The sequence below is a fragment of the Marinobacter sp. 2_MG-2023 genome (assembly GCF_030546935.1).
Lineage (GTDB): Bacteria > Pseudomonadota > Gammaproteobacteria > Pseudomonadales > Oleiphilaceae > Marinobacter.
Genome location: NZ_JAUOPH010000006.1, coordinates 57,724 through 82,733, shown reverse-complemented (window position 1 = coordinate 82,733; position 25,010 = coordinate 57,724). Strand labels below are relative to the sequence as shown.

The window sequence follows — 25,010 nt, the reverse complement described above, 5'->3', positions numbered from 1 at the left end:
TTTGTGACAGGGGCATTATGTGGCACGTCTAGCACTTTATTCCGGCAGGGTTTGCCCTGAGCCGCCCATTTCCGCCGGCATATCCTTCATCTTTGGCAAGCCATCACGAATTGGTAATACCGACTCCTGATAGTGCACATGAAGCGCTGGCTCAAACGTCAGTTGCGGCAGGTTTGCAACATAGACGTCAACCAAACCCCAGGCCGGATGATCGCTGAAGATATGACCACCGCATTGCTTGCACCATTTGCGGTGGCTTTGTTCTGTCAGGTGAAATTCGTCTATTTGGTCGGAACCGGCCAGTATCTGAAGGGCATCTGCAGGCCATAGTGAAAAGGCATTCACTGGCCCAGCTGACCAGCGACGACACGAATCGCAATGGCAATAACCCATTGCTTCCGGAACGCCACGGACCTCGAACTGTACTGCGCCGCAAAAACACTTACCTTGATACTGGTTCATAGCTTCGCCCTCGTATTGTTGTTTGTTCTTCACGATCTCAGAACACTGGCGATGCTGTACATGGGACCAAATTATTAATTGACGGCGACTTTAGTGCCGGCCCCCTCCGTCTCGGCACAGCTGATTATCCTTGCGGCTGGAAGCGTAAGGCTCCGTCGCTTCCTTTAGCGCAACGCCATACTTTCTCATGAAAATAAAACGCTACCGTGTTAACCGCAGGCTCAACCATGGCGACAAGGCTACCTATCAGGATGTCGCCGGTTAATCCCCATGTAACCAGAAATGCGACGCTGAAGTGCATTACAGCAAAGGTGGCTGTTTTGATAAGGTCTCTGTGTTTGGCGACGTTAATGTACATGACATTGTTTCCTGACTGCTGTGGTTTCGATAATGATAACCAATATCATTAAAGCTTAAATCTTTTTGTTTTAATGTTTTTGATAGCTTTTCTATATCAGACCGGCCGATCAGCCTTCCGTGCGCCAGACCTCTGGCTATGTCCGTAAACCATTCCCTGTATACTGCGAGTATCAAGAACGACCTGCCGTTACGGGGAAATCAGTTTGTCTGGCGAGACTGTAAGCTACGGATTAGAAAGCATCGTCCTGCACCACTCCTTCAAGCAAGTGAAGGGACGAACCATTAAAATAGATTGTCGTGAACGAACGCACCTTGGGGGCGTAAACGGGGCCGGTAAAACGTCTGTTCTGGCACTTGTTCCAGCCTTTTTTGGGGAAGAGCCGGAGCGAATCGTTACCAAGGCCTCGGGTAAGCTGTCTTTCCTGGACTACTACCTGCCGACCTTTCAAAGCCTCATCATTTTTGAGTACCGGCGACATACAGGGCTCTATTGCGCTGTGATGTACCGGCATGCTCAAGGAAAGCCCTGCTACCGTTTTGTGGCTGGTTCGGCGGAAGAAACTTTCTTTTCGTCAGAGGTGAAAGAGATTCTCCAGGCGGGAGCCAGTGCCGACGATGTGTTTGCCGCTCTCCGCAAACGGGGCGTAACCGTTTCCAAAATGGTGGACACCATAACCAATTACCGGGCAATCATTCAGCGCAATCAAAAGCTGCTGAAGCGCTTGCCTGCAGATGCCCGATCACTGCGTGCACTGGCTGCTGAATTTGGCCTGGGTGACAGCAACACTCAAATGACTAACATTGAGCGGCTGACCCACGTGGTATTGAACAAACATCGCCTCCTTAGCAGTTTCAAGGCGATGATCTGCGAAACGCAGTTTGAGAACATCCACCAACACGCCAAGCCCCGGGCTATTGACCGTAAAGATCTGATTGCCGATATCCAGAGCCTTTCTGCCTTTGCAGATGAGGAAGAGAAAATCCGTGAATGCCTCAGAAAGGATGCAGAGCGCAGGGCTATTCTGGAGCAGGCTGATAAAACAGTTGCCAACTTAAGTGTGACCGTGGAGGAAGCCCGGGAGAAAGCGAGTGAACTGGGCCAGCAGAAAGAACGGCTTGAGGGCCAGCGAACAGACCTGCGAGCGGAGTTTGAAGATACGGATCGCCAGCTTGCCCGCCAGGTTACTGATCATAACGCCAACTTTGAAACGCTTGATGAGCAAGTTGCGGCTCTGCACAAGCAGAACGACAGATATGAAGCCGATGGTTTGTCAGACCTGGCCCAGAGCTTCGACAACCTGCCCGATTATCGCCAGCGCCTGGAGACGGCACAGGCCGATTACAACAGTCTTACAGGCAAGGCCTCTGAAATTGAGGGCGAGTACGAGCTTGAGAAGCAGACGATCCAACGCGAACATGAGAAACAGCAGGCTCAGCGCCAGCAGCGCTTGCGAGAGGCGAGTGATGCGCTTACCTCAGCGAAACATGCTTATGATTTGAAATTGAATGCTGTCAGAACAGACCAGGTGACGGCGGTTTCAGCCTACAAAGACAGCCGGTCTTCAGAGCGATCAGAACTCGCGAGTGAGCAAGCCCGCCTATCCGCACTCCGGCAAAGCCCCGGGCAGACCGAAGCGGAGCAGAAAGAAATTGCTGTTGCCGAACAAGCCTCTGAAGAAGCGGCCGAGCAGGTCACGCAGGCACACGAGAACCGTCTGGAAGCTGGCCGTAAACGGGACCAGACTGATCGTGACTGGAAATCCGCGCAGGAACAGGTTCAGCAGATGGACGTAAAAGTCCAGGAGCTGGAAGATCGGTTTAACGAACTTCAGAGGCAGATTGCTCCGGAAGATGGTACCTGGTTGTCTCAGCTACGGGCTCAGGACCCGGAGTGGGGACGCCGTCTGGCAAAAGTTGTTAATCCTCAGTTACTGCACAGAAAAGATCTGGCGCCCATCCTCGACCCCGATGCCAGTGGCAACGCTGTTATGGGTTGGCAACTCGTACTGGATAATCTGCCAACACCCGATTTTGCGGCCTCCGAAGAAGCTCTATTGGAGCGCAGCCGAAGCATAGATGCCGACCGCCAGGCTGCCATCAAGCAGCGGGCAGACACCGAGCGAGAGGCGCAACGACGGCATGACGCCTACAAAGACCGCGTGGAAGCTGCTGATAGGTTGGAAACAGAATTTTCTCTATTTGAGCGTACTCGTAGCAACGCCCAGAACAAGTTGGGCAATGTGCGCTTGCGAGTCAAGGAAGCGCAGGCCGCCCGGATTGCCAAGATCACAAAAGATCTGGAAGCTGTCCAGAGCAGCCTTAAGGCCTTCGACGAGCAGACGGGCGATGGTATTCGGGATGTCGAATCCGGCTTTCAGCAGCAGATTCTTGATATTCGAGGGCATTGGGCGGAACAGGAATCTGAGCTTCAAGCCAGCGTGGAGCAATCGTCGGAGTCGATTGCATCAGCCGAGTCGGAATACAAGGCGCGCCTCAAGAAAAAGCGCCAGATATACGACCAGCGTCTCTCTGAGGAAGGTATTGATCCGAGAGTGGTTCAGGAAGCAAGAGACACATTGGCTAAACTCTCAGAAACAGTCGAAAAGATTGTGGCGTCTGAGGATTTGGTGCGCGGATATCGCAAGTGGCGAGAACAGGAATGGCGTAAGGTTGAGGCGCTTACTGAGCAAGCGAACCAGGCCAGGATGCTGCGCGAGACTGCGGTTCGAAAGCGGGAGGAAACGGAGCGTTCGTGGAAGGAGCAGGACAGCAAACTAAAAATCTCAATTGCAGAACATCAAAGTGCTATCAAAGAGTTGCGGGATCAAACAGAAGCGGCGGAAAGCCTTCTCAAACACTTCCAGGGGCAGACGCTCTCGGAAGGCTTCCCGGGGCATATTTCCGATCTTACTCAGGAGCTTCAGAGCGCCTACCAGAAACTGGAGCAGTTGCGTAAAGCGGTGGTAGGTACGTTTGATCAGGCAACCGCTATCCTGAACCGGTATGACAACACCCAGATACAACAGGCGTGGCAAAAGCTGTCAGCCCACCGGCGTGGCCAGATGACCGGCGATGTTCAGGATTATGAAGAGAGCTTCAAGCTGGCGCGGGTTCCGGATCTGCGAGAGCTGTTGGATACCGATATCCCCCAGTTGCGCGATGCACTGATCGATCAGTTCATTTCCGAAGCGGGCAGTCTGGTGAAGTATTTCGACAGCCTGGAAGTGATGGCTCGTGAAGTAAAAGCTGTTTCCAGCCTCTTGAAGCGCAAGATCAATACGGACCAGCAGATTGAAAGCCTGAGCGATATTCAGGTTGTGCTTGAACCCAGGGTCTATGAGGACGAAACCTGGCAGCCGTTAAAGGAATTCGTGGCGCAGTGGCAAACCTGGATTCACATGAACCGCCGCTCACTACCCAGCGATGCAGTGCTGAGGCGCTTCAAGCTGGTTACCGACACGCTTAGTGACGCCAAAGTGAAAGACAGCGTTGAGTCGATGATCGACATGCGCCTGGAGATGAAAGAGAACGACCGGCAGGTGGTGATTCGCACCGACGCGGATTTCCTCTCTGCCAGCTCTACTGGCCTGACCTACCTGGCAATCATGACCGTGTTCATGGGGCTTACCCGATACCTGTGCCCGGATTTGAATACTCGTATTACCTGGCCCATTGATGAGCTGGCCACGCTCAGCCCCAACAACATCTCTCACCTTGCAGATATGCTGGAAGCTAACAACCTGACCATGATCTCCGCTTGCCCGAAACTGGACAGAAGTCTGCGCAAGTTCTTTGAGAACAAGATCTCACTGAAGGAAGGGCGCATTCATACCTACGAATCGTCCGTGCGCAATGACAGGCATGCACAAATGTTCGCCAGTGTAAGCCACGATGGGCAGGCAGCAGAGGAGGGCGTAAGCCATGAGTAGCCCCTTATTCGAGAGAACCGTCACGGCCCTGCTTCAGGAGCGGGTTATCTGTGAGGTCAGTGATGATGAGCTCTATAACTACCTGCTATTGCCGGCCAATCAGGACTCCGTCAATCGTTTCCTGGGTCAGATCAACCGAACGCTTCGCCAGACCAGTGCCCATGACGCCTTCGTGTGTGCGTACCTGGATACCTCGGATACCGAAACCAAAGATGCTATCCGCCATCAGTTCCGGGATGTTGCCAATAATCTTGAGGCGTTTGTGCAGTTTCTTCGGCTCGTAATGATGCTGGAAGCCAATGACCGCCCGGTTTTACCGGGAGACAAGCTGTCGGAAGGCGCCATACTGGACCGTATTGCTGCGGCACCGGCGTTGGAATCAAAGCTGAGATCGCTGGCGGAAAAAAAGGTGTTTCACACTAAGCGTTCGGATTCGGCAGGACAGATTCGTGCGGTGCTCTCCAGCCTAGAGAAAATGGGGTATCTGAAACCAATCGGCACCAGCGGGAGCCTATACCGCGCCACTGGCCGATGGAGCTGGCTGTACGATGCCATGACGTTTATCCAGACCCATGAAGGCATTCAGGGAGCTGATGATGCCGAGTCCGAGCAAATGAGGCTGCACTGATGGCACGCGCTCAAGATGCTCACGGAACGCTCCGGGCCCTGGCCAAATACGGTGAAGCCATTCTGGAGGCTCATCTTCGGAACGGCAACCGGATTCCGGATTCGGATGACAATCTCAGCCTGATTGAAACCCTTGAGCACCATCGCCTTGTGTGGCGCATTGGTGAATCCGAAGATCTGCAGTTGAAAAAGGTTTTGGTTCAGTTCCTTGATCATATCACCGAGTCAGAAAGGCGCCGCTACGCCAGTGCTCAGGTACATATTTTGTGGCAGCAGCTTAGTGAGCTGTTCCAGGAATACAAAGAAGCCAAGAAACGTTCAGCCTTGTCCGATATCGATCGGCTTGAAGGTGAAATCAAGGAATGCCTTGCGGATGTGATCGAAGATATCAGGAATGCAACGGACGCTTTTGCAACCTACATCAACACCGGCTTTGCCTATATCACAGACCTGAATCTACGCATCCGTGAAAACGAGCGGGTCATCGAGCGGGCAGGTCGGCTGATTACCCTGTTCGAGAGCTTTCGCATTCCTGAGCTGGCGGAGCAAGCAGGTTCCGACGCCTTCCTGAAACGTCTTTTGCTGAGGCACCTGCCTGCTACCCTGGAATCCTCGCAGAAGAACCTTTCTTACGCACTTAACCAGCTGCGCAAGATGCTGGTACGCATGCGCGAAGACCAGCGGCTAAGCCGGATGGTTGGCGCTTTTGAGGCGCATTTTATTAACAATCGGGGATTTGAACCCTCCATTGATCACCTGGACCTCAAGCGAGTTCCTGACTTCCTCAATACGGTAGCCCCTTTCCAGATACGAGGCTTCGGGGATATCTATGATTCATCTGACGATCTTGAACTTATCGAGCTCGCTGCCAGGGCCCGAACCCTTCCCGTCGAAATCGAAGACAAGCATGTACCGGACGATGTGGATACCGTTAGCTTTGACGTTGCGGGTGAAACCGAAGCTGAGGAAGATGATCCGGTAGAGGAAGCCATCGAAGAGTTGATTCAACTGGTCGTAGATGGCGTTCTGGGTGAGCGAACCATCCTGGCCTCCGAGGCACTTGCCAGTGCAGGCCTGGGGATTGATAAAGCCGACTGGCTGCAAGCCATTGTCTCGGAGATTGAATCATTGCCAGATGGAGATCAGCAGCACATCGAAGTGATTTACCATCAGGCTCCGCACAAGGTGTATTCGGATAATGTCATGGTTTCTGATCTGACGCTGAGGCATAACAATGCGAGCTGAGGTCGCTGCCATTGAGCGTCTGTTAAAGGCAGCCAGACTGAAGGTTAAGCGTAGCCCGGTGTGGGAACGGATTTGCGAAGAGAATGGAGTAGGGCGGGTCATCGGCAGAGATATTCACTTTACTGCCGACGAGAAGCAGCGCCTGAGGGCGTATGTCCAGTCCCAGTATGGGATAGATCCACAATACGATTCCCGTGTCGGTGGTCGGATGGCTATGGCGCTTCAGAATGCCAGTGAAAAGCTCAGCAGTGATTCAGTTTTTGGCCAGCTGATTGTTTTTGCAACAGCCGGCAATACGACGGTAAGGGTGAACGGCGAAAACTTCCAGACTCCCCGGGGCAGTGTGTGCAGTGTCCTACCGGATCATCTCGATATCGATGACCTTCAAACCCGTAACCTCGTGATCATTGAAAATGGTGGTGTCATGCCCTTTTGGGCTGAACTTCAACTACCAGGTGCTTGGCAGGATTCGGTGATTCTATACCGGGGCCACCGGGAAAACGTTCGTAATGTTGTTGAAATCGTCAGCAAACAGCCCGCAGACAAACTCGCCTGGTTCTTTGACTTTGATCCCGCTGGGCTCGCACTGGCACTTGAGCAAGGCAAGGGAAGCACCCTGGTGCCTGTTAAATGGCGCGAACTCAGCAGGTACACACCGTTCAATCAGCCAAAGGTCCATCACAAGCAGTCAGTTGCCCTCAAAAGATTGAAAGGCCTGGCCGCCGGAGAGCTTCGTGCCATCGCGGAACATATGGCGAATGAGGAGCTTGCGGTGATGCAGGAGCACCTGACTCGGCGGCAAATGCCATTGGTAGCACTCTCCATTACGCGCTAAGAAGATTGAGCAGTCGTTAAGTAGCCCCTCGGCCGGAAATCATTTCACACCTTTTTTAGTCGCGCAATGCGGCCCCTCTTAATGATCTACTATTTTCGCTTCACCAATAAGTGCCGGGCAAAAAATTGCCCGGACACTCAGTGACTCGCGTCAATCCGGTTGCTTTATTACGGTTTCCTGACGAAATATTGACGATTTATTAACTGGATAGATGACAAGCCTCACATTGATAATCGTCCGCGTTTTGTATCATTCAGGAAATTCGACGATATATTGGTGTAAAAATACTATGAAGCGCGTCATTAAAGTGTCAGTGGCATGGATAGCCGCGTTTTCCTTTGGAGTTTTGCTTACAGGTTGTGGCGGTGGTTCTGATTCTGACAGCTCAGACTCTGTCTCAAGCTCCGCGAGTAGCGACACCGAGAGTACCGTCAATCGGCCTGCTTTTCCGTCCCAGGAGAAATCCGCTGTCCTGAGCTGGAGTGCACCTGAGAGCCGTGTAAACGGTGATGGGATCAAAATGGCTGAGCTGGATAAATACATTATCCGCTACGGCCAGGATGCCGATAATCTGGACCGGGAAGTTATAATTTACGATGCTCAGGTGGATGCCCGGATGACACACGAAGTGAGCGGTCTGGACACTGGGACCTGGTATTTTACAATTCTGGTTCAGGATAATAATGGTTTGTTGAGTGCACCGTCCGCAGTCGTTGACAAGGAAATCAAATCCTGACGAAGGCTCACGACATCGGATCTGTAATTGGAAGTTTAAGTGTGAAAGATGAGCCTTCTCCGGGGCTCGAAACCACATAGATTTCGCCGCGGTGTTTCTCTACCACTGTTTTCACAAACGAAAGCCCAAGCCCGGTACCATGGATGCCTGCCAGTTCGCTGCTTTTCTGGCGACGGTAACGATCAAACAGATGGGGGAGTTCTTCCGGGTCTATGCCAGAGCCGTCGTCTGCAATGGTCAGGCATGCCTGGTGCCCTGCACGAAACACCTGGAGGCTGACAGCTGAGCCTTCCGGGCTGTACTGAACGGCGTTGGTCAGAAGGTTGATAACAGCGCGCTCAAGCAGTTCTGCATTCCCTCTTAACCAGAGGTCTTCTGTGCCTTGTAGCTGCAATGAGATGTCTTTTTCCAGTGCCTGCTCGCTCACGCTGTCCCGCGCATTTTCAACAATTGCGAGAAATTCGCACTCATAGAAGCGGGTCTCGGTCAGCTGTTCCGCCCGCGCCAGCTGAACAAACTCCTCAGCCAGGTGATAGCTCCGTCTTGCCAGCCGCCCCAGTTGATCCAGCTGGCTTTGGTCAATGTGAGTAGGGTCGCGTTTCAGCTGTTCGATGAGAGCGAGTTGTGACACCAGGGGTGACCGAACATCGTGGGAGATAAAGTCAATGGCCTCTCGGTGCTGGCGCTGCTGTTCACGAAGCTCGGAGATATCGGATACATTGGCAATAATTCCGTATTGATTGCTATCGGGAAGTGCGAAGGGCGCGAAATGGATAAGGAAGTCCTTATCCCGGATGTTCAGATCTACGGTCCGGCTTTGCAGCAGTGTGAGGGTTTCTGAAACCGTTTCATGCCAGGGCGGGGTTTCGCGTGGATCATGACCTTCCAGCAGTTTCGTCAGTGGGAGCCCGCCAAGGCTGGGCATAGGCTCTCCGAACCACTCCTCGATATGCCCGTTGGCAAAACGGATGATGCCCAGTTCATCGGTCACGATGATGCCGTCGGGCATGCGCTCGAAGCTACGGCGGATAAACTCCTGCATGTGGTTCAGGCGATCAGTGGCTACCTTTACACGCTCGATGCGTGCTGAGATGTTTTCGCTCGGTTGAAACTTTGCTGTTGCCATGCCGGAGTCTGAAAGTTTTAATCGCCTGAGGTAGCGTTGTATTGCGTCCTTGCTCAGATCGTTGGGCAACGTCAGGCCCAGCGTGTATTGGCTGTTGCCGCGATTCAGCTGAATCCAGCTCAGGTTTCCGTCATTTTGCCAAAGCCCTGGCTCCAGATTTTCAGGAATGTTGGCTAGCCCAAGATTGCGGCTGGAAAGGATGTTGTTATCTTCCATCAGTAACCAGCCACGTGGCTGAAACAGCGCCTGAAAATGTTCGAGAAGCTGCGTCAGGGGGCGTTTGGAAAGCTCAGGCAAATTCACCCTTGGCGTGCGGGCCAATTCATCCAGTTGTCGGTTGAGGAACCGATTGGTCATTGCGAGGCGCAGGCCGCTGGCTGTAGGGAGCGCGAGCAGGGGGATGATCAGAGCATGAGCCATGGGAAGCCACACCTTGAATACGGTCAGCATAAAGATGGACAGGCCAAAAATAGCTCCGGCCACAGCAATGCAGGCAAAAAGGGTTCGGGCTGGGCGCATGCGTGGCAACAGAATGGCCAGCAATACGAGTGTTATCATAGCTACAGCTATGCCGGCCCATCCAGGCGCCGGCTTGATAAGCAGTCCTTGTTGGTGCGCAGAAAATGCATTGGCATGAAATTCAACACCGGACATCGGCCTGCTCAGGCCAGAGAAGGATGTTGGCAGGACGTCTCCCAATCCGGCTGCTGTGGCGCCGACAAAAACCGTCTTACCACTAAACACGTCCGAAGCTGGAGGAGCGTTGAGTACATCGCTGTAGGAGAATGTGGGCAGCGTGCCAGCACCACCTGCGAGGGGGGTAATCCGATAGTCGTCCCGTACGTTTACAAATGGAGGTGAACCATTTGATTCAGGTTGTCGGGAACTGACATCAGAGGCTGCCAGCGCGAGAGCTGGCAACAGCTGGCGGGCCATACCGTTGAACAGGTAGAGCCCTCTGGCGATACCGTCGTGATCCAGTTCGACGTGCACATGTCCCAGGCCTGCAGCGGCGGTCATCAATTCGCGTGCCGGGAATTGTTCACTCAACAACAGGCGTGAGCTTGGTGGTGAGATGTGCACCGGCAAAATGACCTTGCCATGGGCCTGCATGGCGCGCTTAAGCACAGTGTCGTCCGGAGAAGGTTCGGTAAACAGTACGTCAAATACAATGGTTTCGGCACCGGCCTGATGCAGCTTTCTGATAAGAGCAGCGTGAGTTCTTCGTGGCCAGGGCCAGCGGCCGTGTTGGGCGAGGCTGAGGTCGTCAATTGCGACGATTGATACCTTGGGGGATGCGGACGCCGGGCTTGCTAGCATGGCGGAGTCAAGCAGCCAGTAGTCAACGCGTTGCGGCAGAGCTGTCATTTCTGCGAGAAGAAACATCAGCAGGAGTGCCAGGCCGAGCGTCCATGGAGTCGTTTTAATTGGAAACCAGTCCCGGGTCATGAGTCCTGCTGTGCTTGTTGGTCGTCCAAAATGTTATTCCAGGTACAACTCCCTCCCTGGTCCCCAGCGGCTTTGTAACGGGCCATCAGAAAGAGCTTTAAGGCGCACAAAATACCGCCTTCCGGGAATAAGACGCAAGGCCGCTGTGGTATCCGGTAGAGTAGCTTCTTTTATGATGTTGTTGAAGCCCGGTTCTTCTGCCAGCTGCATCCGGTAATTGGCCGCTGTATCCACCTTCTCCCAGAACACACGAACCTGGCTGTCGATGTAATTGATGCTGATAATGCGAACCGGCGGGAGCGTCCCGTTTACGATCAGTTTGCGCGGCCGGGTTGTCGCCACGGAGTTCCCACCGGCTTCTGTCACAACGCGCCAGTAATACTGGCCAGGGCTCAGCGGGCGGGAAGGAAGGGCGGTTGTTCCAGGTGCCCATTCACTGGTTGCCACCAGATTCCGGAAGGCTTCATCTTCGGCAATTTCTACCCTGGCAAGTTCGTTTTCACCATTGAGGGTCCAGCGGAATTCGGGCATGTCGTCATTTACGCTGCCCTCGCTTTCCGGTGTCAGCAGGCTGGCTGTTCGGGCCTGCAAATCAACTTCTATTGGCAGTATCCCGGGCATCCCTGTCATTCCTTGCTGGTCAAACGCTGCCAGGTGAACCTCATACTGGCCATTGTCCAGGCGGCTGATATCGAATCGGTTACCGCTGATTTCACGGCTTTCAATCCAACGACCACTGTCTGTTTCAAAGATATCCAGGCGATAGTTTGGAATCGGACCTGGCTTCCACGTCATCTCTGCCGGTAGTTGGTTGAGTACCGGGGCCAGTGGGTTGATTTCTGGCGCGGGTGGCATTTTGCGGATGCTCAGTTCGTTGCGACTGATACTGGAAATAGTTGCGCTGTAGCCGGCAGGAATTCGCTGAGCGCGGTTTCGAGCTCCGAAGTCAACCACGCCTTCCGTAACCTGTACGCTGGTACCTTCCGGCCCGGTTTGCAGTGAAAATGCGGTACCGCGAACGGCGGCAACGGCAGATGGGGTTTCAATTTCAAAGCGGGCCCCCCCTTCAATGACTGGCTTGACCCGGGTATGCACTTCGCCCCGATTGAGCCTCAAGCGCGTATCTATCATGCCGGACTTGCCGTACTGAGTCAGGCGGTTAAAAATCAGGCGTGAATCCGGAGACAGGCGCACTTCCGAACCATCAGCCAGGGTGATAGTTGCAGCTCCGGCACCGGAAAGCACCTCGTCGCCTACTCGTATCAGGGTGTCCTGGGTCAGCGGTTTTTTCTGTCCATTCATGCCCGAGATAAGCTGAACGTTGCCAGAGACCGAGGTGGCGCGAGCAGGGTCGGGCTGTCTTTTCAGCCAGGACAGGGGAATGCGAATGCGGTCGCCTTCTCCAAGCGTTGCAGGGTTTTCAATGGCGTTGTGTTGAAGCAGTCGGGCGACACCGTAGCTTTTTACCAGAAGGTCGCTGGCCACTTCCGTAAAACTCTCACCGGGTTTGAGCGTGTAAATCCACTCAGGCGAGGCATTGTTGCTGCCACTTTTTGCCGGTATTGCTGAGCCACGAGTAATAGAGAGCTCTGCACACACAGGCATGCCCAGCGCCAGCAGAGCCAGCAACAGGAATACTTTGGTGGTAGAAGCCATACGGTGTTCAGTCATTCGATATTTGCACTTCCTGGGCTTCTGCCATTTCCCCATCTGAAGCCTCGGCTTTCATGGCTTCAAGGCGATAACCGCGCTGGTAGATCGTCTTGATACGGAAGCCGTTTTCCGGGTTCAGACCAAGTCGACGCCGCAGGCGACTCATATGGGTGTCTACCGTCCGGGTATTGATATCTCTGGCTAGTCCCCAAACCCGCTCCAGGAGTACTTCTCGGGTAAGCAGACGGCCCTGGTTCTGAAACAGGAACAACGTCAGGTCGAAGTCTTTATCGGTCAGGGTGAGGGCCTCACCATGGAGAGAAATAGTTCGGTGCTGGGTGTTAACCTCAAAAGGTCCGTATTTAAGGACTTCTTTCTCGTTGTCGGGGTTGGCACGACGCGCAAGAGCATTGATTCGGGCTACCAGTTCGGCGGCGCGCGCCGGTTTCGCCAGGAAATCGTCCGCTCCCGCGTCCAGGGCCTCAACAATATCGGATTCGCTGTCGCGCTGGGTGAGAAATACCACAGGGACTGGCCAGTTAATTTGTGCTCTGACGCTTTTCAGCACATCAATGCCGGTCATGTCAGGAATTTGCCAGTCAAGGATCATCAAATCATAGCTTCGGTGCAGCACCGCGCTGAGAAAGCTCTGCCCGGTCGGGAAACTGTCGCAGTGATGGCCGCGTTCGGAAAGAATAGACTGAATGTGCTGAGCCTGTTCCTGTTGGTCTTCAAGCAGAGCAATGCGCATTGCGCCTCTCCTGGAGTAGATGATGTCTTTTCGCAAATCTGTTTCGCTGCGCGCGATACAGGATGTCCTGTCGTATCAGGCAATTATCACAAAATGCTTCTCGGCATTCCGTTTCGTTATGTAGCCTTGCGTTAAGGGGTTACAGGTTTTCCGTCATCGTCATCCAGTGTTTGTCGGCAGGCAGGAAAATTACTACAGCCCCAGAACCAACCTTTTTTTCCTTTTCGCCGGACCAGAGGTGAAAAACAGTGGGGGCAGGGTATGGGCTTTTGCCCAGACCCATCCTCCGGAGTCGTATCCTCAACGGGTCGGGTGCCGCGGCAATCCGGGTAGCGGGTGCAGGCAAAAAAACGACCGAACTTGCCGTCCCTTTCTGTCATCGGGGCTCGGCATTTGGGGCAGTTGGGGATATTGGTTTGCGGTACTGCGCCCCGCCCATCCGCGGTTGGGTGGATGAAACCACGGATTTCAGTCTTCAGTTTCTGCAGGAACTTTCGCGGGTCATCTTCGCCCCTGCGAATACTTTCCAGGGTCGCCTCCCACACCGCGGTCCGGTCTGGCTTGCTAACGGAGTCCGGCAGGGCGCCGATCAAGTTTTTACCTTTCTCGGTGGCTCTGATGTGGCGGCTGTCACGATACAGGTAGTCCCGTTTGAACAGCGTGTCGATGATGTTCGCACGGGTTGCTTCTGTACCAAGACCGTCGGTCTCACGCAGGGTTTTCCGCAGCTCAGGGTCGGTTACAAATCTGGCAATATTAGTCATTGCCGATAGCAGGCTGGCATCGGTGAAGTATTGGGGCGGTTGCGTTTTTCGCTCGCTTACGGTGCTGTCTTCGCAGAATACCGGCTCCCCCTTGTCCAGACGAGGCAGGGGAGGCTTTTCTGTTTCTTTCTGTTTATCCCGAAGCTTCAGCTCCAGTACTTTCCAGCCCGGCTTGAACACAGCGGTTTCTGTCGCACGGAAGCGGTGCTCTGCTACACGCAAGGTAAGGCGGCCTTCGCGATGTATGGCGTCCGCTGCAAATTGCATCAGGTAATAGCGGCTGACAAGACCGTAGACTTTTTGTTCGGCGTCAGTGAGTTTGCTGCTGGGTGCAGTACGGCTGGTCGGTATAATAGCGTGGTGAGCATCAACTTTTTTATCATTCCAGGCAGCGGTTTTGCGGCTGAAATCGGCTTTGCTACAGGCTTCCGCAAGCTCTGGTGAGACCCTGCCAATCGCGCCCGTGACCTGTTCACGCTGGGCATAATGCCCTTCGGGCAGATACCGGCAGTCGGAACGGGGGTAGGTGATGAGTTGATGGCGCTCATAAAGGTTTTGAGCAGTATCCAGTACGTCTTTTGCGCCCATGCGGAAAAGGCGGCCAGCCTCTATCTGCAGGGCTGACAACGACAGGGGTAAGGGAGGTGCTTCGGGCCTGTCGCGAAAGCGGGATTCCAGAATTGAGCCGGGCCGGCTATGAATACTGGCGGCAATTTGTTCTGCGGTTGCGCGATCCAGTAGGCGGTTTTCGTCGTCCAGGTGGTCCTGGAACTGGTCGTCCGGGAGCCACCGGGCAGTGAAAGGCTGCTGATCTGCCTCTTCTTCCTGTGCCCGGAAGCGTGCTTCGATGCGAAAGTAAGGCCTGGGCTCGAAGTCCTCGATGGCGTTGTCCCGCTCAACCACAAGGCCAAGCACTGGCGTTTGAACACGGCCAACAGAGTAAACGCCTTTCTCTCCTTGTTGCTGGTAACTCAGCGTGTAATAGCGTGTGAGGTTGATGCCGTAAAGCCAGTCGGCCCTTTGCCGGGCCAGCGCAGAGTGTGAGAGCCTGAGAAATTCATGGTTGTCTCTGGGGTGCTGAATGGCTTTAGCCACCGCGGCCGGGGTCAGGTCGTTGATGAGTATCCGCTTTACGGGCGCTCTGGTTCCGAAATAGCGAATGACTTCATCTACCAACAGTTGGCCTTCTCTGTCCGGGTCGCCAGCGTGCACAATGGTGTCGGCCTGTCTTATCAGGGATTCCAGAGCTTTGAGTTGGTGGCGAACGCTGTCTTTGGGGCTAAGCTGCCATTTGTCCGGGAACATGGGGAGATCATACTGGCGCCAGGTTTTCCAGGCCGGGTTGTAGCTGGCAGGTTCGGCAGGTTCCAGGAGGTGGCCGATGCACCAGCTTACGGTAGCGGCTTCAGCGCCCGTGCCGCAGCGGACCCACCCCTGGCCTTTTTGATAGGGGCCAGGGAGAGCGGCAGCAATGGCTCTGCCGAGGCTTGGTTTTTCGGCGATATACAGGAGCATGATTCGGCTACGGTTTTGTAGGGGTTGGATGGGAGTGGAATGTGGCGGTTTGGTGGTTGGGTGTCAAGGTTCGGGCAGCTCGCTTCTTCTGTAGTAGACTGTTCGCCAATGTAGAAGCGGATATGGGGAAATAAACCATGAAAATCCAGAGAACAATCGAAGCCAAGCTGAAGGATACGTTTGACGCCAGTATTCTTCAGATTGAAAACGAAAGTCATAAACACAGTGTGCCGGCAAACTCGGAAACTCACTTCAAGGTAACGATGGTGTCGTCAGAGTTTGCGGGCCAGATGAAGGTGAAGCGGCACCAGACAATTTATAAGGTGCTTTCCGAAGAGCTGGAGATGGCCGGAGGCGTGCATGCGCTGGCGTTGCACCTATACTCTCCTGAGGAGTGGGAAGCGACCGGGCAGGAAGCGCCAGCATCACCAAATTGTATGGGCGGTTCAAAGGCGGATATGCAGCCCGCGGCTTCAAGCGCTCAAAAAACAAGTTCTGAAAATCAGGGCGGAGAGCATTTATGAGCCAGTTTTTTCAAGTACATCCCGAGAACCCGCAAAAGCGGTTGATCAAACAGGCGGTGGAGATCCTTCGCAGTGGTGGTGTTCTGGTTTACCCCACCGACTCGGGCTATGCCCTGGGCTGTCATTTGGGTGACAAGCCTGCGGCGGACAAAATCAAGCGGATTCGCCGGCTGGATGAAAAACATAACTTCACGCTGGTGTGCCGGGATCTTTCAGATATTGGGGTTTATGCCAAAGTGGACAACACCCAATACCGGTTGCTGAAAACGTTCACGCCCGGGCCCTATACGTTTATTCTGGATGCGACCAGTGAAGTACCAAGGCGGTTGCTGCACCCCAAACGGCGCACTATTGGCGTTCGGGTTCCCGACAATGCGATTGTACAGGCCCTGCTGGGAGAGCTTGGCGAGCCAATCATGAGTAGCACCCTGATTTTACCAGGCGAGTCTGACCCTATGACGGATCCCTATGATATCCGGGACACCCTGGAACATGAGTTGGATCTGATTATTGATGGCGGCTTTTGTGGCATGGAGCCAACAACCGTGGTCAATTTCACTGGAGATGTGCCGACTGTTACAAGGGTCGGGAAAGGTGATCCTGCGCCCTTCGAAACCTGATGCTCAGGCGCGGGTGTTGAGGCTAAAGGCGTAGGCACCTCGATTTGCTGCAGTTTCAATCTGATCGGCCGGGACTGAGCGGCGCAGGGTATCGTAGCGGTGCACGAGATCCTGCAAGCCGTTGAACTGCTGGTTTTCACTAACCAGTGTGTCCAGCAGTGGATTATTCACACCGTAGGCCTGGTTTAGCCTCAGGGCGTTATCCATAAAGTGCAGTGTCGGTTCGTTGACGCTCAGCCGGTTGAAGGCATCTGCAAAGTTTTTATTGACGTTCAGGTCATTTTCGATGCGCGTGCGGGTTTCTTCTGGCACTGCGCCACCCACTTCAATTTTACCACTATCATTTTTATTAACGCTGATTGCCGTGGCTGGATTCAGGCTGTATTCGGCAAGTTTGTGCCGCATTGTCTCTTTTATAAAGGCAAGGTCCTGCCCAACGGTTTGCTTGTAGTCCGCGATGGGTAGCTTCTGTGATCTTTGCCGACTGGTGTCGCTCAGGGAGTCCCCCGACGGTGTGAAACGATCATCGCCAGGTCTTGAAGGAGATACGGCTTCCACGCTGCCTGCGCCTTTTGCTTGTTGTTCCTCTGCGCCTGCTGACGGACGGTTTTCCAGAGTTTGTTGGAAGCGAGTGCTTGCCTGTATAAGGGATGACAGCAGTGACATGGTACGTTTTCCTCCATTGGCTCGCAGCCGGCGCGCCAAAAAATGCTCGTTAGAACGTTAATAAGCACGTTTCGGGCCAGTCGAAGGAAGTGCGTCATTCTGATCTATGTCAGTAAAAAATTGACGCATATCTATAAAGTTACCCGGCACTTTGCCGTCAATACAGGGAGTCTCTGAGGAAATCCGGTTTATTATGAAAAAACAATATTCCATACGCTTTCTATTACTCGCTGCTCTGGCAGCCGGGTTTTCACTCATTCTGGTTTTCACCTTGTTGTACAGCGCCGATGCCCAACGTGACCATATGGAGGAGTTCAGCCATAAATACGTAGATGGTCTGGCCAAATCCTATTTTGATGGTCTGAACACCATGATGGTGACCGGCACGATCAGTAACCGCGAAGTGCTTCGTGACAAGGTTATGGCCCCGGAAGATGTGCTGGATGTAAGGGTGATCCGCAGTGATCAGTTGAACCGGATGTTTGGTGGCGGTACGAAAGCAGAGCAGACGCGTGACGCCGCGGATAAAAGGGCCTTGGCGGGCGAGCGGATTGAACACTATTCAAGCAACGATGACGGTCGCGTTTATACACTGATTGAACCGGTCATTGCCCGGGAAGACTACCAGGGTGTGAACTGCCTGGGATGCCATCAGGCAAGGGAAGGCGATGTGTTGGGTGCCATTCGCGTCGACTACTCCCTTGCAGAGAGTGACGATAGCCTGCAGCAGCAATTAATTGCCAGCGGCGGCATTCAGGCAGTTTTCTTCATTGCAGCCTTCTTCCTGACAGCCCTGGCGTTGAACCGACTGGTTTTCTCCAGGTTGCGTCGGCTGCAGGCCAGTATGGATGAGATCTCCGGAAACTCTGATCTTACGGTTGAGTTGGACGTTTCCCGCAACGATGAAATTGGTTCGGTATCCCTGGCGTTCAATCGCATGATGGCAAAAATCCGGGATAGTATGCATACGGTCATGGATAACGCTGCGCAGGTGGAGCAGGCAGCTCGTCGCATCTCTGCAAAAGCGGAAACTACCGGTGATGAAGTAATGGCCCAGAAGAACAATACGGACCAGGTCGCCAGTGCAACCACGGAAATGGCTGCGTCGGCAGTTCAGGTGCGCGAAAACGCCAACAACACTACTCGCCGATCAGCAGAAACAGCCGAGTCAGCGAACAGCGGCGAACGTCTGGCAAGGACCGCAGTAGAGGGTATTGAAGCGCTCAATGTTGAAGTGCAGGGCGGCGCAAGACGGATCGAGGATCTGAACCAGCGCACCGGCCAGATGGCGAGCATGCTGGAGGAGATCTCCAATATTGCCGAGCAAACAAATCTGCTGGCGTTGAATGCGGCGATTGAGGCGGCCAGAGCCGGGGAACAAGGGCGTGGCTTTTCTGTGGTTGCAGATGAAGTACGTGCACTGGCGTCACGTACCCAGGTGTCCACAGAGGAAATCCGCAAGACGATTAACGGGCTCAAAAGCGAGGTGGTCGATTGCGTGGCTACCATGCGCGATGCCTCGGACATGGCGGGGCATCAGGTAGAGGCCATTTTGAAGGTAGAGTCTGAGTTGCAGAGTATTGCAGCAGCCGTTCGTGAAATTACATCACTCAACCAGGAAATGGAAAGCGCGGCGAATGAGCAGAGCGATGTGTCAGAGGCTATTAATCAGAACGTGATTGAAATCAGCCGATCTGCAGAGCAGACGTCAACGGATGCTCAGGAAACGGCGGATATTGCAGGTGATTTGCTTGTGATGGCCGAGGCGCTCAGAGAAACCATTGACCAGTTCCGTTTGAGCAAAGACTAGCCGTGTCGGGACGGCCTTGTCAGGCCGTACCCGCAACCCTTACCCGGTGATCAGCCCTGCCGGGTAACGTGAATGATTTTGAGATGGATATTATTGCGGCCACGGATTGGCCACTCGATTGAATCGCCCACCGAAAGGCCGAGCAGGGCAGAGCCCGCTGGCGCAAGAATAGATATTTTACCTTCTCCTGTGCCCACTTCGTGCGGATACACCAAAGTCAGCTCCTGTTCCTGACCGCTATCCTCGTTCTTGAAGCGAACGCTGGAATTCATTGTTACTACGTGGGCCGGCATTTCCGCGAGCGGGACAAGCGTTGCCCGGCTCAGCTCATCATCCAGACCATCTGCAGCATCCGAATCACCCAGTTTTTCGATCAGGGTGTTTAAACGGTTGAAGTCTTCTTCAGCAACCAATATTGCCGGCATATCAGCCATAGTAATCTCCAGAAAATAGATTAGTAACTCGGGATTTCAGGATTCAGACGCCGAATCCGGCGTTTTAAAAGCGGATTCAGCGAGAAAAGAGAAAGGCGGACAACACGCCAGCAGTGCCTGCCTGTGGGCGGGCACCGAAACAGTAAAGAGGAATGGTCTCTGAGAAAAGCGTTCTCACAGGCTCACCTGATGCGTTGTTTCTGATAACTAAAGGAGAAAGCGACAAAATAGTCACTATGATCAAGTTATAAGCTTTTGTCGGTTTCCACAAGTAGGCCCGAGGAAAACGTAAGAAATAAAAAGCAGAACGCCAGTTTTGTTAGACTGGCGATATAGCTTATTCATCCACAGACTTCACCAGTAAGGGGTTTCCCTCCATGTCCAGATTGTTTCCTTCCGTTGACCCCGACGGATTGCTCGAATACTCCGTGGTCTTCAATGATCGCTCGCTGAATCACATGTCGGCACCCTTCCAAAAGGTGATGCGGGATATTTCTGCCATCCTGAGACAGGTGTACAGCGCGGAAGGCGCGGTTATTGTCCCGGGAGGCGGTAGCTTCGGGATGGAGGCTGTTGCCCGTCAGTTTGCCAACGCAGAGAGCTGTCTTGTGGTGCGTAATGGCTGGTTCAGTTACCGCTGGTCACAGATACTGGAAGCGGGACGAATCACTGACAACATTACCGTACTAAAAGCCCGGGCTCTGGATGATTCGCCTCAGGCAGCATACGCACCTGTTCCAGCCAAAGAGGTGGCGGAGCGCATAAGAGCGGAAAAACCCGCAGTTGTCTTTGTTCCTCATGTGGAAACCGCCGCAGGTATTGTGCTGCCAGATGACTATCTGAAAACTATAGGTGACGCAGTAACGGAGGTTGGTGGCCTGTTTGTACTGGATTGCGTAGCCTCGGGAGCCCTATGGGTTGACACCAAAGCCTGCGGCGTAGACGTTCTTATTACCGCGCCGCAGAAAGGCTGGAGCGCCTCACCCTGCGCAGCTCTGATTACTTTGAGTGAAAGGGCGATCGCACGCATGGAGGAAACCACCAGCAGCAGCTTCGCGGGAGACCTGCGCAAATGGTCCCAAATTATGCAGGCCTATGAGTCCGGGAGCCATGCATACCACGCAACCATGCCTACTGACACCTTGGTGATTCTTCGTGATGCCATGCTCGAGACGCTGAAAGCTGGGCCGGATCTGCTTTACAAACGCCAGGAAGAACTTGGCAAGCAGGTGCGTGAACTGTTTTACGGTGCCGGCTTCAAAAGCGTAGCCGCTTCGGAGTTTGCATCACCTAGCGTTGTGGTTCTGTATACCGACGATATTAATATTCACAATACCAGCCTGTTCCGTGAGCAGGGCTTGCAGACGGCGGCGGGAGTGCCCTTGATGTGTGGTGAGCCCGAAAGTTTTTGTACGTTCCGCATGGGGCTGTTTGGACTGGAAAAACTGAATAATGTGGATCGAACGGTGGAGAACCTGAGAGTGGCTTTGGAAGCGATTCAAGCCTGAGAAGAGGTTTGGAAGGCATAGGTACTCAAGAGCGAATTGGACTTTTTGACCTACGATATAGATATAGTAGTGCTGTCAAACTCATTGAAACCCGGGCTGGTGAAAGCAGCCCAATGACAAAGAGGAATACCCGTGCTTCTCCCAAATTTCAGAATAAGTCGAGTTACGCGCCAATATAAAGCTCTGGCCCAGAACAGAGCGTGTCGTGGGATCTCGCAATCATTGGTGAAATGTATTGCTCTTGCGTTGATGTGTGTGTCCGGTTCGGTTTCGGCGCAGGACCCCGTGGTGGTTTCTTCGAAAATCGATACGGAGGGTGGGGTTCTTGGTCAGATGATTCTGCAGCGCCTGGAAAGTGGAGGCGTTCCCGTAGAAAACCGGCTGCAGCTTGGCAGCACCAGCATTGTACGTAGTGCGATCAAGGCCGGAGAAATCGATCTTTACCCTGAGTACACCGGCAACGCTGCCTTCTTCTACAACAAGGCGGATAGCCCGGTATGGAAAGATGCCGCAAAGGCATACGAAATGGCAGCCGAGCTTGACCGCGAAGCCGAGGGCATTGTCTGGCTCACCCCTGCGAACGCCAACAACACCTGGGCGATGAGTGTTCGGGGCGATTTGGCGAAGGAAAACAACCTGGCAACCCTCGAAGATTTGGCGGACTACATAAACGCTGGCAAGCCGTTTGAATTTGCCGCCAGTGCCGAGTTTGTCGAGTCGGCCAGCGCCCTGCCGGCGTTCCAGAAAGCTTACGGATTTACCTTGAGGTCTGATCAGCTGCTTATTCTGTCGGGCGGAAATACCGCAGCAACCCTGCGGGCAGCAGCAATCAATTCAAATGATGTTAACGGGGCCATGGCCTATGGCACCGATGGTGGCCTCAATGCACTCGGCCTGAAGGTGATGGAAGACACCAAAGGTGTGCAGCCGGTCTACCAACCGGCACCCATTGTCAGAGCAAGCGTATTGGAGGCCTATCCTGAAATACGCCCATTGCTCAAGCCTGTTTTCGAATCGCTCGACCTGGAAACCCTGCAAGCGCTGAATGCGAAGGTTGCAGTTGAAGGCGCTCCTGCGGAAGCGGTAGCCCGGGATTATCTGGAAAGCCTTAGTCTGGACTAACCAGTGCCTTTAATCACGACACTGCCGAACCCTGTGAAATCTAATCGTGTAGTGCAAGCGTTAGCACTGGCTGCGCTGGGATGCGTGTGGCTGCTGGATCTGGGTGTGGTTCAGCCCAACCGCATTGTGTCTGGAACCGGCTACGGCCTTTATGCTTCGACCGGCTGGCTTGGGACGGGTGCTGTAATATCTCTGCTAGTGGTTGTGTTTGTGCTCGCAACAAGGCCAGCCCAAAAACGCTTTCAGGTGGTGGCGGTCGTGCTGACGGTCGCCCTGATGACTTTACCGCTGTTGCTCGAGGTATTAGCGCGACGCCAGCTGCCGGAGGATTCCGGCTATGCCAGGATTGGTGTAGGTGCAGGGTTCTGGAGTTTGGCGTTTCTTCTTGCCCTGATGCTGCTGGAAACTCTTGGCCAACTCAAAGCCTCACGCCGTTTTCAGTTATCAACAGTGCTTCTGATTGTGGCTGGTTGGTGGCTCTGCGCAAGCCGTGAGGGATTGTCCAGCCTGGCGCTTATCCGTGAGTACAGCAATCGTTCGGATCAGTTTTTCCAGGCGCTAACCGTGCACTTATCATTGTCGCTGGGGGCCGTTGCCATCAGTGCTATGCTCGCCTTCGCTCTGGCGGTTGCCATGGTGAAACGGGAGCGGATGCGGCGACCGCTGCTGGGGCTGGTCAGTTTTATGCAGACCATCCCCAGTCTGGCGCTTTTCGGGCTTCTGATTGCGCCTTTGGGGGCATTGTCGGATGCCTTTCCTTTCCTTCAGACGCTGGGCATACGCGGCATTGGCTGGGCGCCGGCTTTGCTGGCACTGATAGCCTATAGCCTGCTGCCAATGGTGCGCAACACCTATGTTGCTTTGATGGAGGTGCCTGAGTCTGTTGTTGATGCAGGGCGTGGCATGGGAATGAACGAGCGACAGATATTCCGCCAGGTAAAGCTTCCTCTCGCGCTGCCAGTCATTATTGAAGGTGTGCGGATTACCACCATACAGGCCATTGGCCTGACCGCTGTCGCCGCACTGATTGGCGCTGGAGGCTTTGGCACGTTCATATTTCAGGGGCTGGGCCAGGCCGCGATGGATCTGGTACTGCTCGGTGCCTTGCCCACGGTGTTTCTGGCACTGGCGGCCGATGCCATTTTGTCGGCATTGAAATTTCAGGAGACATCAAAGTGATTGAGCTGAAAAGCGTCACTCGGCGTTTCGGTGATGCCGTGGCGGTTGATGATATTGATCTGACTGTAGAAACCGGCGAGGTTTGCGTTCTGGTGGGCAGTTCGGGCTGCGGCAAGTCCACCACGCTTCGGATGATCAATCGTCTTTTACCCCGTACAAGCGGCGAAATCCTTGTGGATGGCGAGGATATCAACAAAGCCGACCCCGAGGCTCTGCGGCTGAATATGGGCTACGCCATACAAAGCACCGGGTTGTTCCCACATTGGACTGTCGCACGCAATATCGGTGTAGTGCCCGACCTGCTCAAATGGCCAGCCGGCAAACGCGATGAGCGTGTTGATGAGCTGCTGATCTTGTTGGGTCTCGATCCAGAAACCGATGCGATTAAATACCCCCACCAGCTTTCCGGTGGCCAGGCTCAGCGAGTGGGAGTGGCGCGAGCGTTGGCGGGCGACCCGAATATTCTGCTGATGGACGAGCCTTTTGGCGCGCTGGATGCCATCACGCGGGAAAATCTGCAGCAGGAGATGTTACGGATCCAGCGGCAATTGAATAAAACCACCGTATTCGTGACCCACGATATTGATGAAGCCCTGAAGCTGGCTACCCGTATCGCAGTAATGGATAAGGGGAAAATCATTCAACACGATACACCAGAGGAGATTCTTCGGCGGCCTGCATCCGCCTTTGTGGAAAACCTGATAGGCAAGGGTGATCGCGGGCTGAAACTTCTGGCTTTGCGCTCGGTGGGCGAGTTGATGGAACGGTACCCTCAGCCTCGCAAACGGGAACCTAATGCGGACGGTCTGAAGGAGGCCGATAGCTTACGCTTCGCACTATCGGTTATGGTCTGGAAGAATGCATCACGACTGCCGGTAAATAGTGAAGCCGGCGAAGAAGTTGGTACGGTAACACGTGAACAGCTCCTGCAGGGCGGTGCGTAATGCGGGTCTGGTTAGCACCGCTGGTCTTGATTGCTTCATTATGTTTGCTGGCAGCCTGGCTGCCCACAATGACGCCGTTTTTTTCATGGGTGGAACCCGGCAGCGATAACCTGATTTACAAAAGAGACAGTTTTTTAACGCTATTGCAGAGTCACATATGGCTCGTGCTGGTTTCCGCCGCAATCGGCACGCTGGTGGCTGTCTCTGCCGGCATTTTTGTGACCCGCCCTTTCGGTCGGGAGTTCCTGCCACTGGTCAGCCAGATAGCTTCCATCGGCCAGACCGTGCCGCCCGTTGCTGTACTGGCGCTTGCAGTGCCCCTCATGGGGTTTGGCGAAAAACCGACGCTGTTTGCACTGGTGCTTTATGGATTACTGCCAATTCTGCGGAATACCCTGGCAGGCCTGAACGGTATTAACCCGGCGGTGCTTGAATCCGCCAAAGGCATGGGTATGTCTTCCGTGCAAGTTTTGCTGAAGGTGGAGCTTCCTTTGGCTGGGCGAGTGATACTGGCCGGCATCCGAACTTCAGTCACCATCAACATCGCAACCGCTGCGATCGGCTCAACCATCGGTGCCCGCACGCTGGGAGACCCTGTGATTGCGGGGCTGGTTAATGGTAATACCGCCTACGTTCTGCAAGGTGCAATCCTGATAGGGCTGCTGGCGCTGGCCACCGACAGCCTGTTTGAGGCCGTCGAGCGCACCTGGGCCCGGGCTTTTTCAGCCTGAATTCAGAGGCAGGGCGCTGG

21 protein-coding genes are annotated in these 25,010 nt (G+C 54.1%); 13 read left to right on the top strand and 8 right to left on the bottom strand.

The window, feature by feature from the left end:
- Positions 1-36 precede the first annotated feature (36 nt).
- Positions 37-462, bottom strand: a complete 426-nt coding sequence (locus tag Q4501_RS15855; protein ID WP_303597243.1) for a GFA family protein — start codon at positions 460-462, stop codon at positions 37-39.
- Positions 463-586: 124 nt separating this feature from the next.
- The gene (locus Q4501_RS15850) at positions 587-820 is read right to left on the bottom strand and encodes a DUF2061 domain-containing protein (RefSeq protein WP_303597242.1); all 234 of its coding nucleotides are present in this window, start codon (positions 818-820) and stop codon (positions 587-589) included.
- Between the two features lie 205 nt (positions 821-1,025).
- On the opposite strand from Q4501_RS15850, the gene Q4501_RS15845 reads away from it, so the two are divergent.
- The 5 genes from Q4501_RS15845 (at position 1,026) to Q4501_RS15825 (ending at position 8,194) form a co-directional block, all read left to right on the top strand.
- Entirely contained in the window at positions 1,026-4,751 is a 3,726-nt protein-coding gene (locus Q4501_RS15845) for an ATP-binding protein (protein ID WP_303597241.1), read from the top strand.
- Positions 4,744-5,379, top strand: a complete 636-nt coding sequence (locus Q4501_RS15840) for a hypothetical protein (RefSeq protein ID WP_303597240.1) — start codon at positions 4,744-4,746, stop codon at positions 5,377-5,379. Before Q4501_RS15845 ends, Q4501_RS15840 begins: the two co-directional genes overlap by 8 nt.
- Entirely contained in the window at positions 5,379-6,623 is a 1,245-nt protein-coding gene (locus Q4501_RS15835) for a hypothetical protein (protein ID WP_303597239.1), read from the top strand. The genes Q4501_RS15840 and Q4501_RS15835 overlap by 1 nt, the downstream gene beginning before the upstream one ends.
- The gene (locus Q4501_RS15830; protein ID WP_303597238.1) at positions 6,613-7,458 is read left to right on the top strand and encodes a hypothetical protein; all 846 of its coding nucleotides are present in this window, start codon (positions 6,613-6,615) and stop codon (positions 7,456-7,458) included. Before Q4501_RS15835 ends, Q4501_RS15830 begins: the two co-directional genes overlap by 11 nt.
- 520 nt (positions 7,459-7,978) lie before the next feature.
- A complete protein-coding gene (locus tag Q4501_RS15825) occupies positions 7,979-8,194 on the top strand; it encodes a fibronectin type III domain-containing protein (protein ID WP_303597237.1) in 216 nt (71 codons plus the stop codon).
- Between the two features lie 7 nt (positions 8,195-8,201).
- Here the strand turns inward: Q4501_RS15825 and Q4501_RS15820 are convergent, their stop codons facing one another.
- From Q4501_RS15820 to Q4501_RS15805, 4 genes are all read right to left on the bottom strand, one after another.
- Positions 8,202-10,769, bottom strand: a complete 2,568-nt coding sequence (locus Q4501_RS15820) for a CHASE2 domain-containing protein (protein ID WP_303597236.1) — start codon at positions 10,767-10,769, stop codon at positions 8,202-8,204.
- A gap of 33 nt (positions 10,770-10,802) precedes the next feature.
- On the bottom strand, positions 10,803-12,440 hold the full coding sequence (locus Q4501_RS15815; RefSeq protein WP_303597235.1) for a FecR domain-containing protein: 1,638 nt from the start codon (positions 12,438-12,440) through the stop codon (positions 10,803-10,805).
- Positions 12,433-13,173, bottom strand: a complete 741-nt coding sequence (locus tag Q4501_RS15810; protein ID WP_303597234.1) for a response regulator transcription factor — start codon at positions 13,171-13,173, stop codon at positions 12,433-12,435. Before Q4501_RS15810 ends, Q4501_RS15815 begins: the two co-directional genes overlap by 8 nt.
- Before the next feature lie 131 nt (positions 13,174-13,304).
- On the bottom strand, positions 13,305-15,452 hold the full coding sequence (locus Q4501_RS15805) for a DNA topoisomerase III (RefSeq protein WP_303597233.1): 2,148 nt from the start codon (positions 15,450-15,452) through the stop codon (positions 13,305-13,307).
- A gap of 137 nt (positions 15,453-15,589) precedes the next feature.
- Between Q4501_RS15805 and Q4501_RS15800 the strand changes: the two genes are divergently transcribed.
- Together Q4501_RS15800 and Q4501_RS15795 are read left to right on the top strand one after the other, a co-directional pair.
- The gene (locus tag Q4501_RS15800) at positions 15,590-15,976 is read left to right on the top strand and encodes a BolA family transcriptional regulator (protein ID WP_303597232.1); all 387 of its coding nucleotides are present in this window, start codon (positions 15,590-15,592) and stop codon (positions 15,974-15,976) included.
- Positions 15,973-16,596 carry an L-threonylcarbamoyladenylate synthase gene (locus Q4501_RS15795; RefSeq protein WP_303597231.1) on the top strand — a complete coding sequence of 208 codons (624 nt, stop codon included), beginning with the start codon at positions 15,973-15,975 and terminating at the stop codon, positions 16,594-16,596. The genes Q4501_RS15800 and Q4501_RS15795 overlap by 4 nt, the downstream gene beginning before the upstream one ends.
- Before the next feature lie 3 nt (positions 16,597-16,599).
- Here the strand turns inward: Q4501_RS15795 and Q4501_RS15790 are convergent, their stop codons facing one another.
- On the bottom strand, positions 16,600-17,262 hold the full coding sequence (locus Q4501_RS15790) for a hypothetical protein (protein WP_303597230.1): 663 nt from the start codon (positions 17,260-17,262) through the stop codon (positions 16,600-16,602).
- Between the two features lie 193 nt (positions 17,263-17,455).
- Here Q4501_RS15790 and Q4501_RS15785 point away from each other — a divergent pair, with 193 nt between their 5' ends.
- A complete protein-coding gene (locus Q4501_RS15785; RefSeq protein ID WP_303597229.1) occupies positions 17,456-19,072 on the top strand; it encodes a methyl-accepting chemotaxis protein in 1,617 nt (538 codons plus the stop codon).
- Positions 19,073-19,122: 50 nt separating this feature from the next.
- Here the strand turns inward: Q4501_RS15785 and rnk are convergent, their stop codons facing one another.
- Positions 19,123-19,506: a nucleoside diphosphate kinase regulator gene (gene rnk / locus Q4501_RS15780; RefSeq protein ID WP_303597228.1), complete on the bottom strand. Its 384-nt coding sequence runs from the start codon at positions 19,504-19,506 to the stop codon at positions 19,123-19,125.
- A gap of 377 nt (positions 19,507-19,883) precedes the next feature.
- Between rnk and Q4501_RS15775 the strand changes: the two genes are divergently transcribed.
- The 5 genes from Q4501_RS15775 to Q4501_RS15755 all read left to right on the top strand — a co-directional run bounded on the left by Q4501_RS15775 (position 19,884) and on the right by Q4501_RS15755 (position 24,990).
- Entirely contained in the window at positions 19,884-21,014 is a 1,131-nt protein-coding gene (locus Q4501_RS15775; protein WP_303597227.1) for an aminotransferase class V-fold PLP-dependent enzyme, read from the top strand.
- 249 nt (positions 21,015-21,263) lie between these two features.
- The gene (locus Q4501_RS15770; RefSeq protein WP_303597416.1) at positions 21,264-22,136 is read left to right on the top strand and encodes an ABC transporter substrate-binding protein; all 873 of its coding nucleotides are present in this window, start codon (positions 21,264-21,266) and stop codon (positions 22,134-22,136) included.
- A gap of 33 nt (positions 22,137-22,169) precedes the next feature.
- On the top strand, positions 22,170-23,315 hold the full coding sequence (locus Q4501_RS15765) for an ABC transporter permease (protein ID WP_303597226.1): 1,146 nt from the start codon (positions 22,170-22,172) through the stop codon (positions 23,313-23,315).
- Positions 23,312-24,259 carry an ABC transporter ATP-binding protein gene (locus tag Q4501_RS15760; protein ID WP_303597225.1) on the top strand — a complete coding sequence of 316 codons (948 nt, stop codon included), beginning with the start codon at positions 23,312-23,314 and terminating at the stop codon, positions 24,257-24,259. Before Q4501_RS15765 ends, Q4501_RS15760 begins: the two co-directional genes overlap by 4 nt.
- On the top strand, positions 24,259-24,990 hold the full coding sequence (locus Q4501_RS15755) for an ABC transporter permease (RefSeq protein WP_303597224.1): 732 nt from the start codon (positions 24,259-24,261) through the stop codon (positions 24,988-24,990). The genes Q4501_RS15760 and Q4501_RS15755 overlap by 1 nt, the downstream gene beginning before the upstream one ends.
- Positions 24,991-25,010 lie beyond the last annotated feature (20 nt).

What these genes read in the sequence shown, in the direction of transcription:
- Q4501_RS15855 (WP_303597243.1), bottom strand. Translation starts at nt 462, where the DNA reads ATGAACCAGTATCAAGGTAAGTGTTTTTGCGGCGCAGTACAGTTCGAG.
- Q4501_RS15850 (WP_303597242.1), bottom strand. Translation starts at nt 820, where the DNA reads ATGTACATTAACGTCGCCAAACACAGAGACCTTATCAAAACAGCCACC.
- Q4501_RS15840 (WP_303597240.1), top strand. Translation starts at nt 4,744, where the DNA reads ATGAGTAGCCCCTTATTCGAGAGAACCGTCACGGCCCTGCTTCAGGAG.
- Q4501_RS15835 (WP_303597239.1), top strand. Translation starts at nt 5,379, where the DNA reads ATGGCACGCGCTCAAGATGCTCACGGAACGCTCCGGGCCCTGGCCAAA.
- Q4501_RS15830 (WP_303597238.1), top strand. Translation starts at nt 6,613, where the DNA reads ATGCGAGCTGAGGTCGCTGCCATTGAGCGTCTGTTAAAGGCAGCCAGA.
- Q4501_RS15825 (WP_303597237.1), top strand. Translation starts at nt 7,979, where the DNA reads ATGGCTGAGCTGGATAAATACATTATCCGCTACGGCCAGGATGCCGAT.
- Q4501_RS15820 (WP_303597236.1), bottom strand. Translation starts at nt 10,769, where the DNA reads ATGACCCGGGACTGGTTTCCAATTAAAACGACTCCATGGACGCTCGGC.
- Q4501_RS15815 (WP_303597235.1), bottom strand. Translation starts at nt 12,440, where the DNA reads ATGACTGAACACCGTATGGCTTCTACCACCAAAGTATTCCTGTTGCTG.
- Q4501_RS15810 (WP_303597234.1), bottom strand. Translation starts at nt 13,173, where the DNA reads ATGCGCATTGCTCTGCTTGAAGACCAACAGGAACAGGCTCAGCACATT.
- Q4501_RS15805 (WP_303597233.1), bottom strand. Translation starts at nt 15,452, where the DNA reads ATGCTCCTGTATATCGCCGAAAAACCAAGCCTCGGCAGAGCCATTGCT.
- Q4501_RS15800 (WP_303597232.1), top strand. Translation starts at nt 15,590, where the DNA reads ATGAAAATCCAGAGAACAATCGAAGCCAAGCTGAAGGATACGTTTGAC.
- Q4501_RS15795 (WP_303597231.1), top strand. Translation starts at nt 15,973, where the DNA reads ATGAGCCAGTTTTTTCAAGTACATCCCGAGAACCCGCAAAAGCGGTTG.
- Q4501_RS15790 (WP_303597230.1), bottom strand. Translation starts at nt 17,262, where the DNA reads ATGTCACTGCTGTCATCCCTTATACAGGCAAGCACTCGCTTCCAACAA.
- Q4501_RS15785 (WP_303597229.1), top strand. Translation starts at nt 17,456, where the DNA reads ATGAAAAAACAATATTCCATACGCTTTCTATTACTCGCTGCTCTGGCA.
- rnk (WP_303597228.1), bottom strand. Translation starts at nt 19,506, where the DNA reads ATGGCTGATATGCCGGCAATATTGGTTGCTGAAGAAGACTTCAACCGT.
- Q4501_RS15775 (WP_303597227.1), top strand. Translation starts at nt 19,884, where the DNA reads ATGTCCAGATTGTTTCCTTCCGTTGACCCCGACGGATTGCTCGAATAC.
- Q4501_RS15770 (WP_303597416.1), top strand. Translation starts at nt 21,264, where the DNA reads ATGTGTGTGTCCGGTTCGGTTTCGGCGCAGGACCCCGTGGTGGTTTCT.
- Q4501_RS15755 (WP_303597224.1), top strand. Translation starts at nt 24,259, where the DNA reads ATGCGGGTCTGGTTAGCACCGCTGGTCTTGATTGCTTCATTATGTTTG.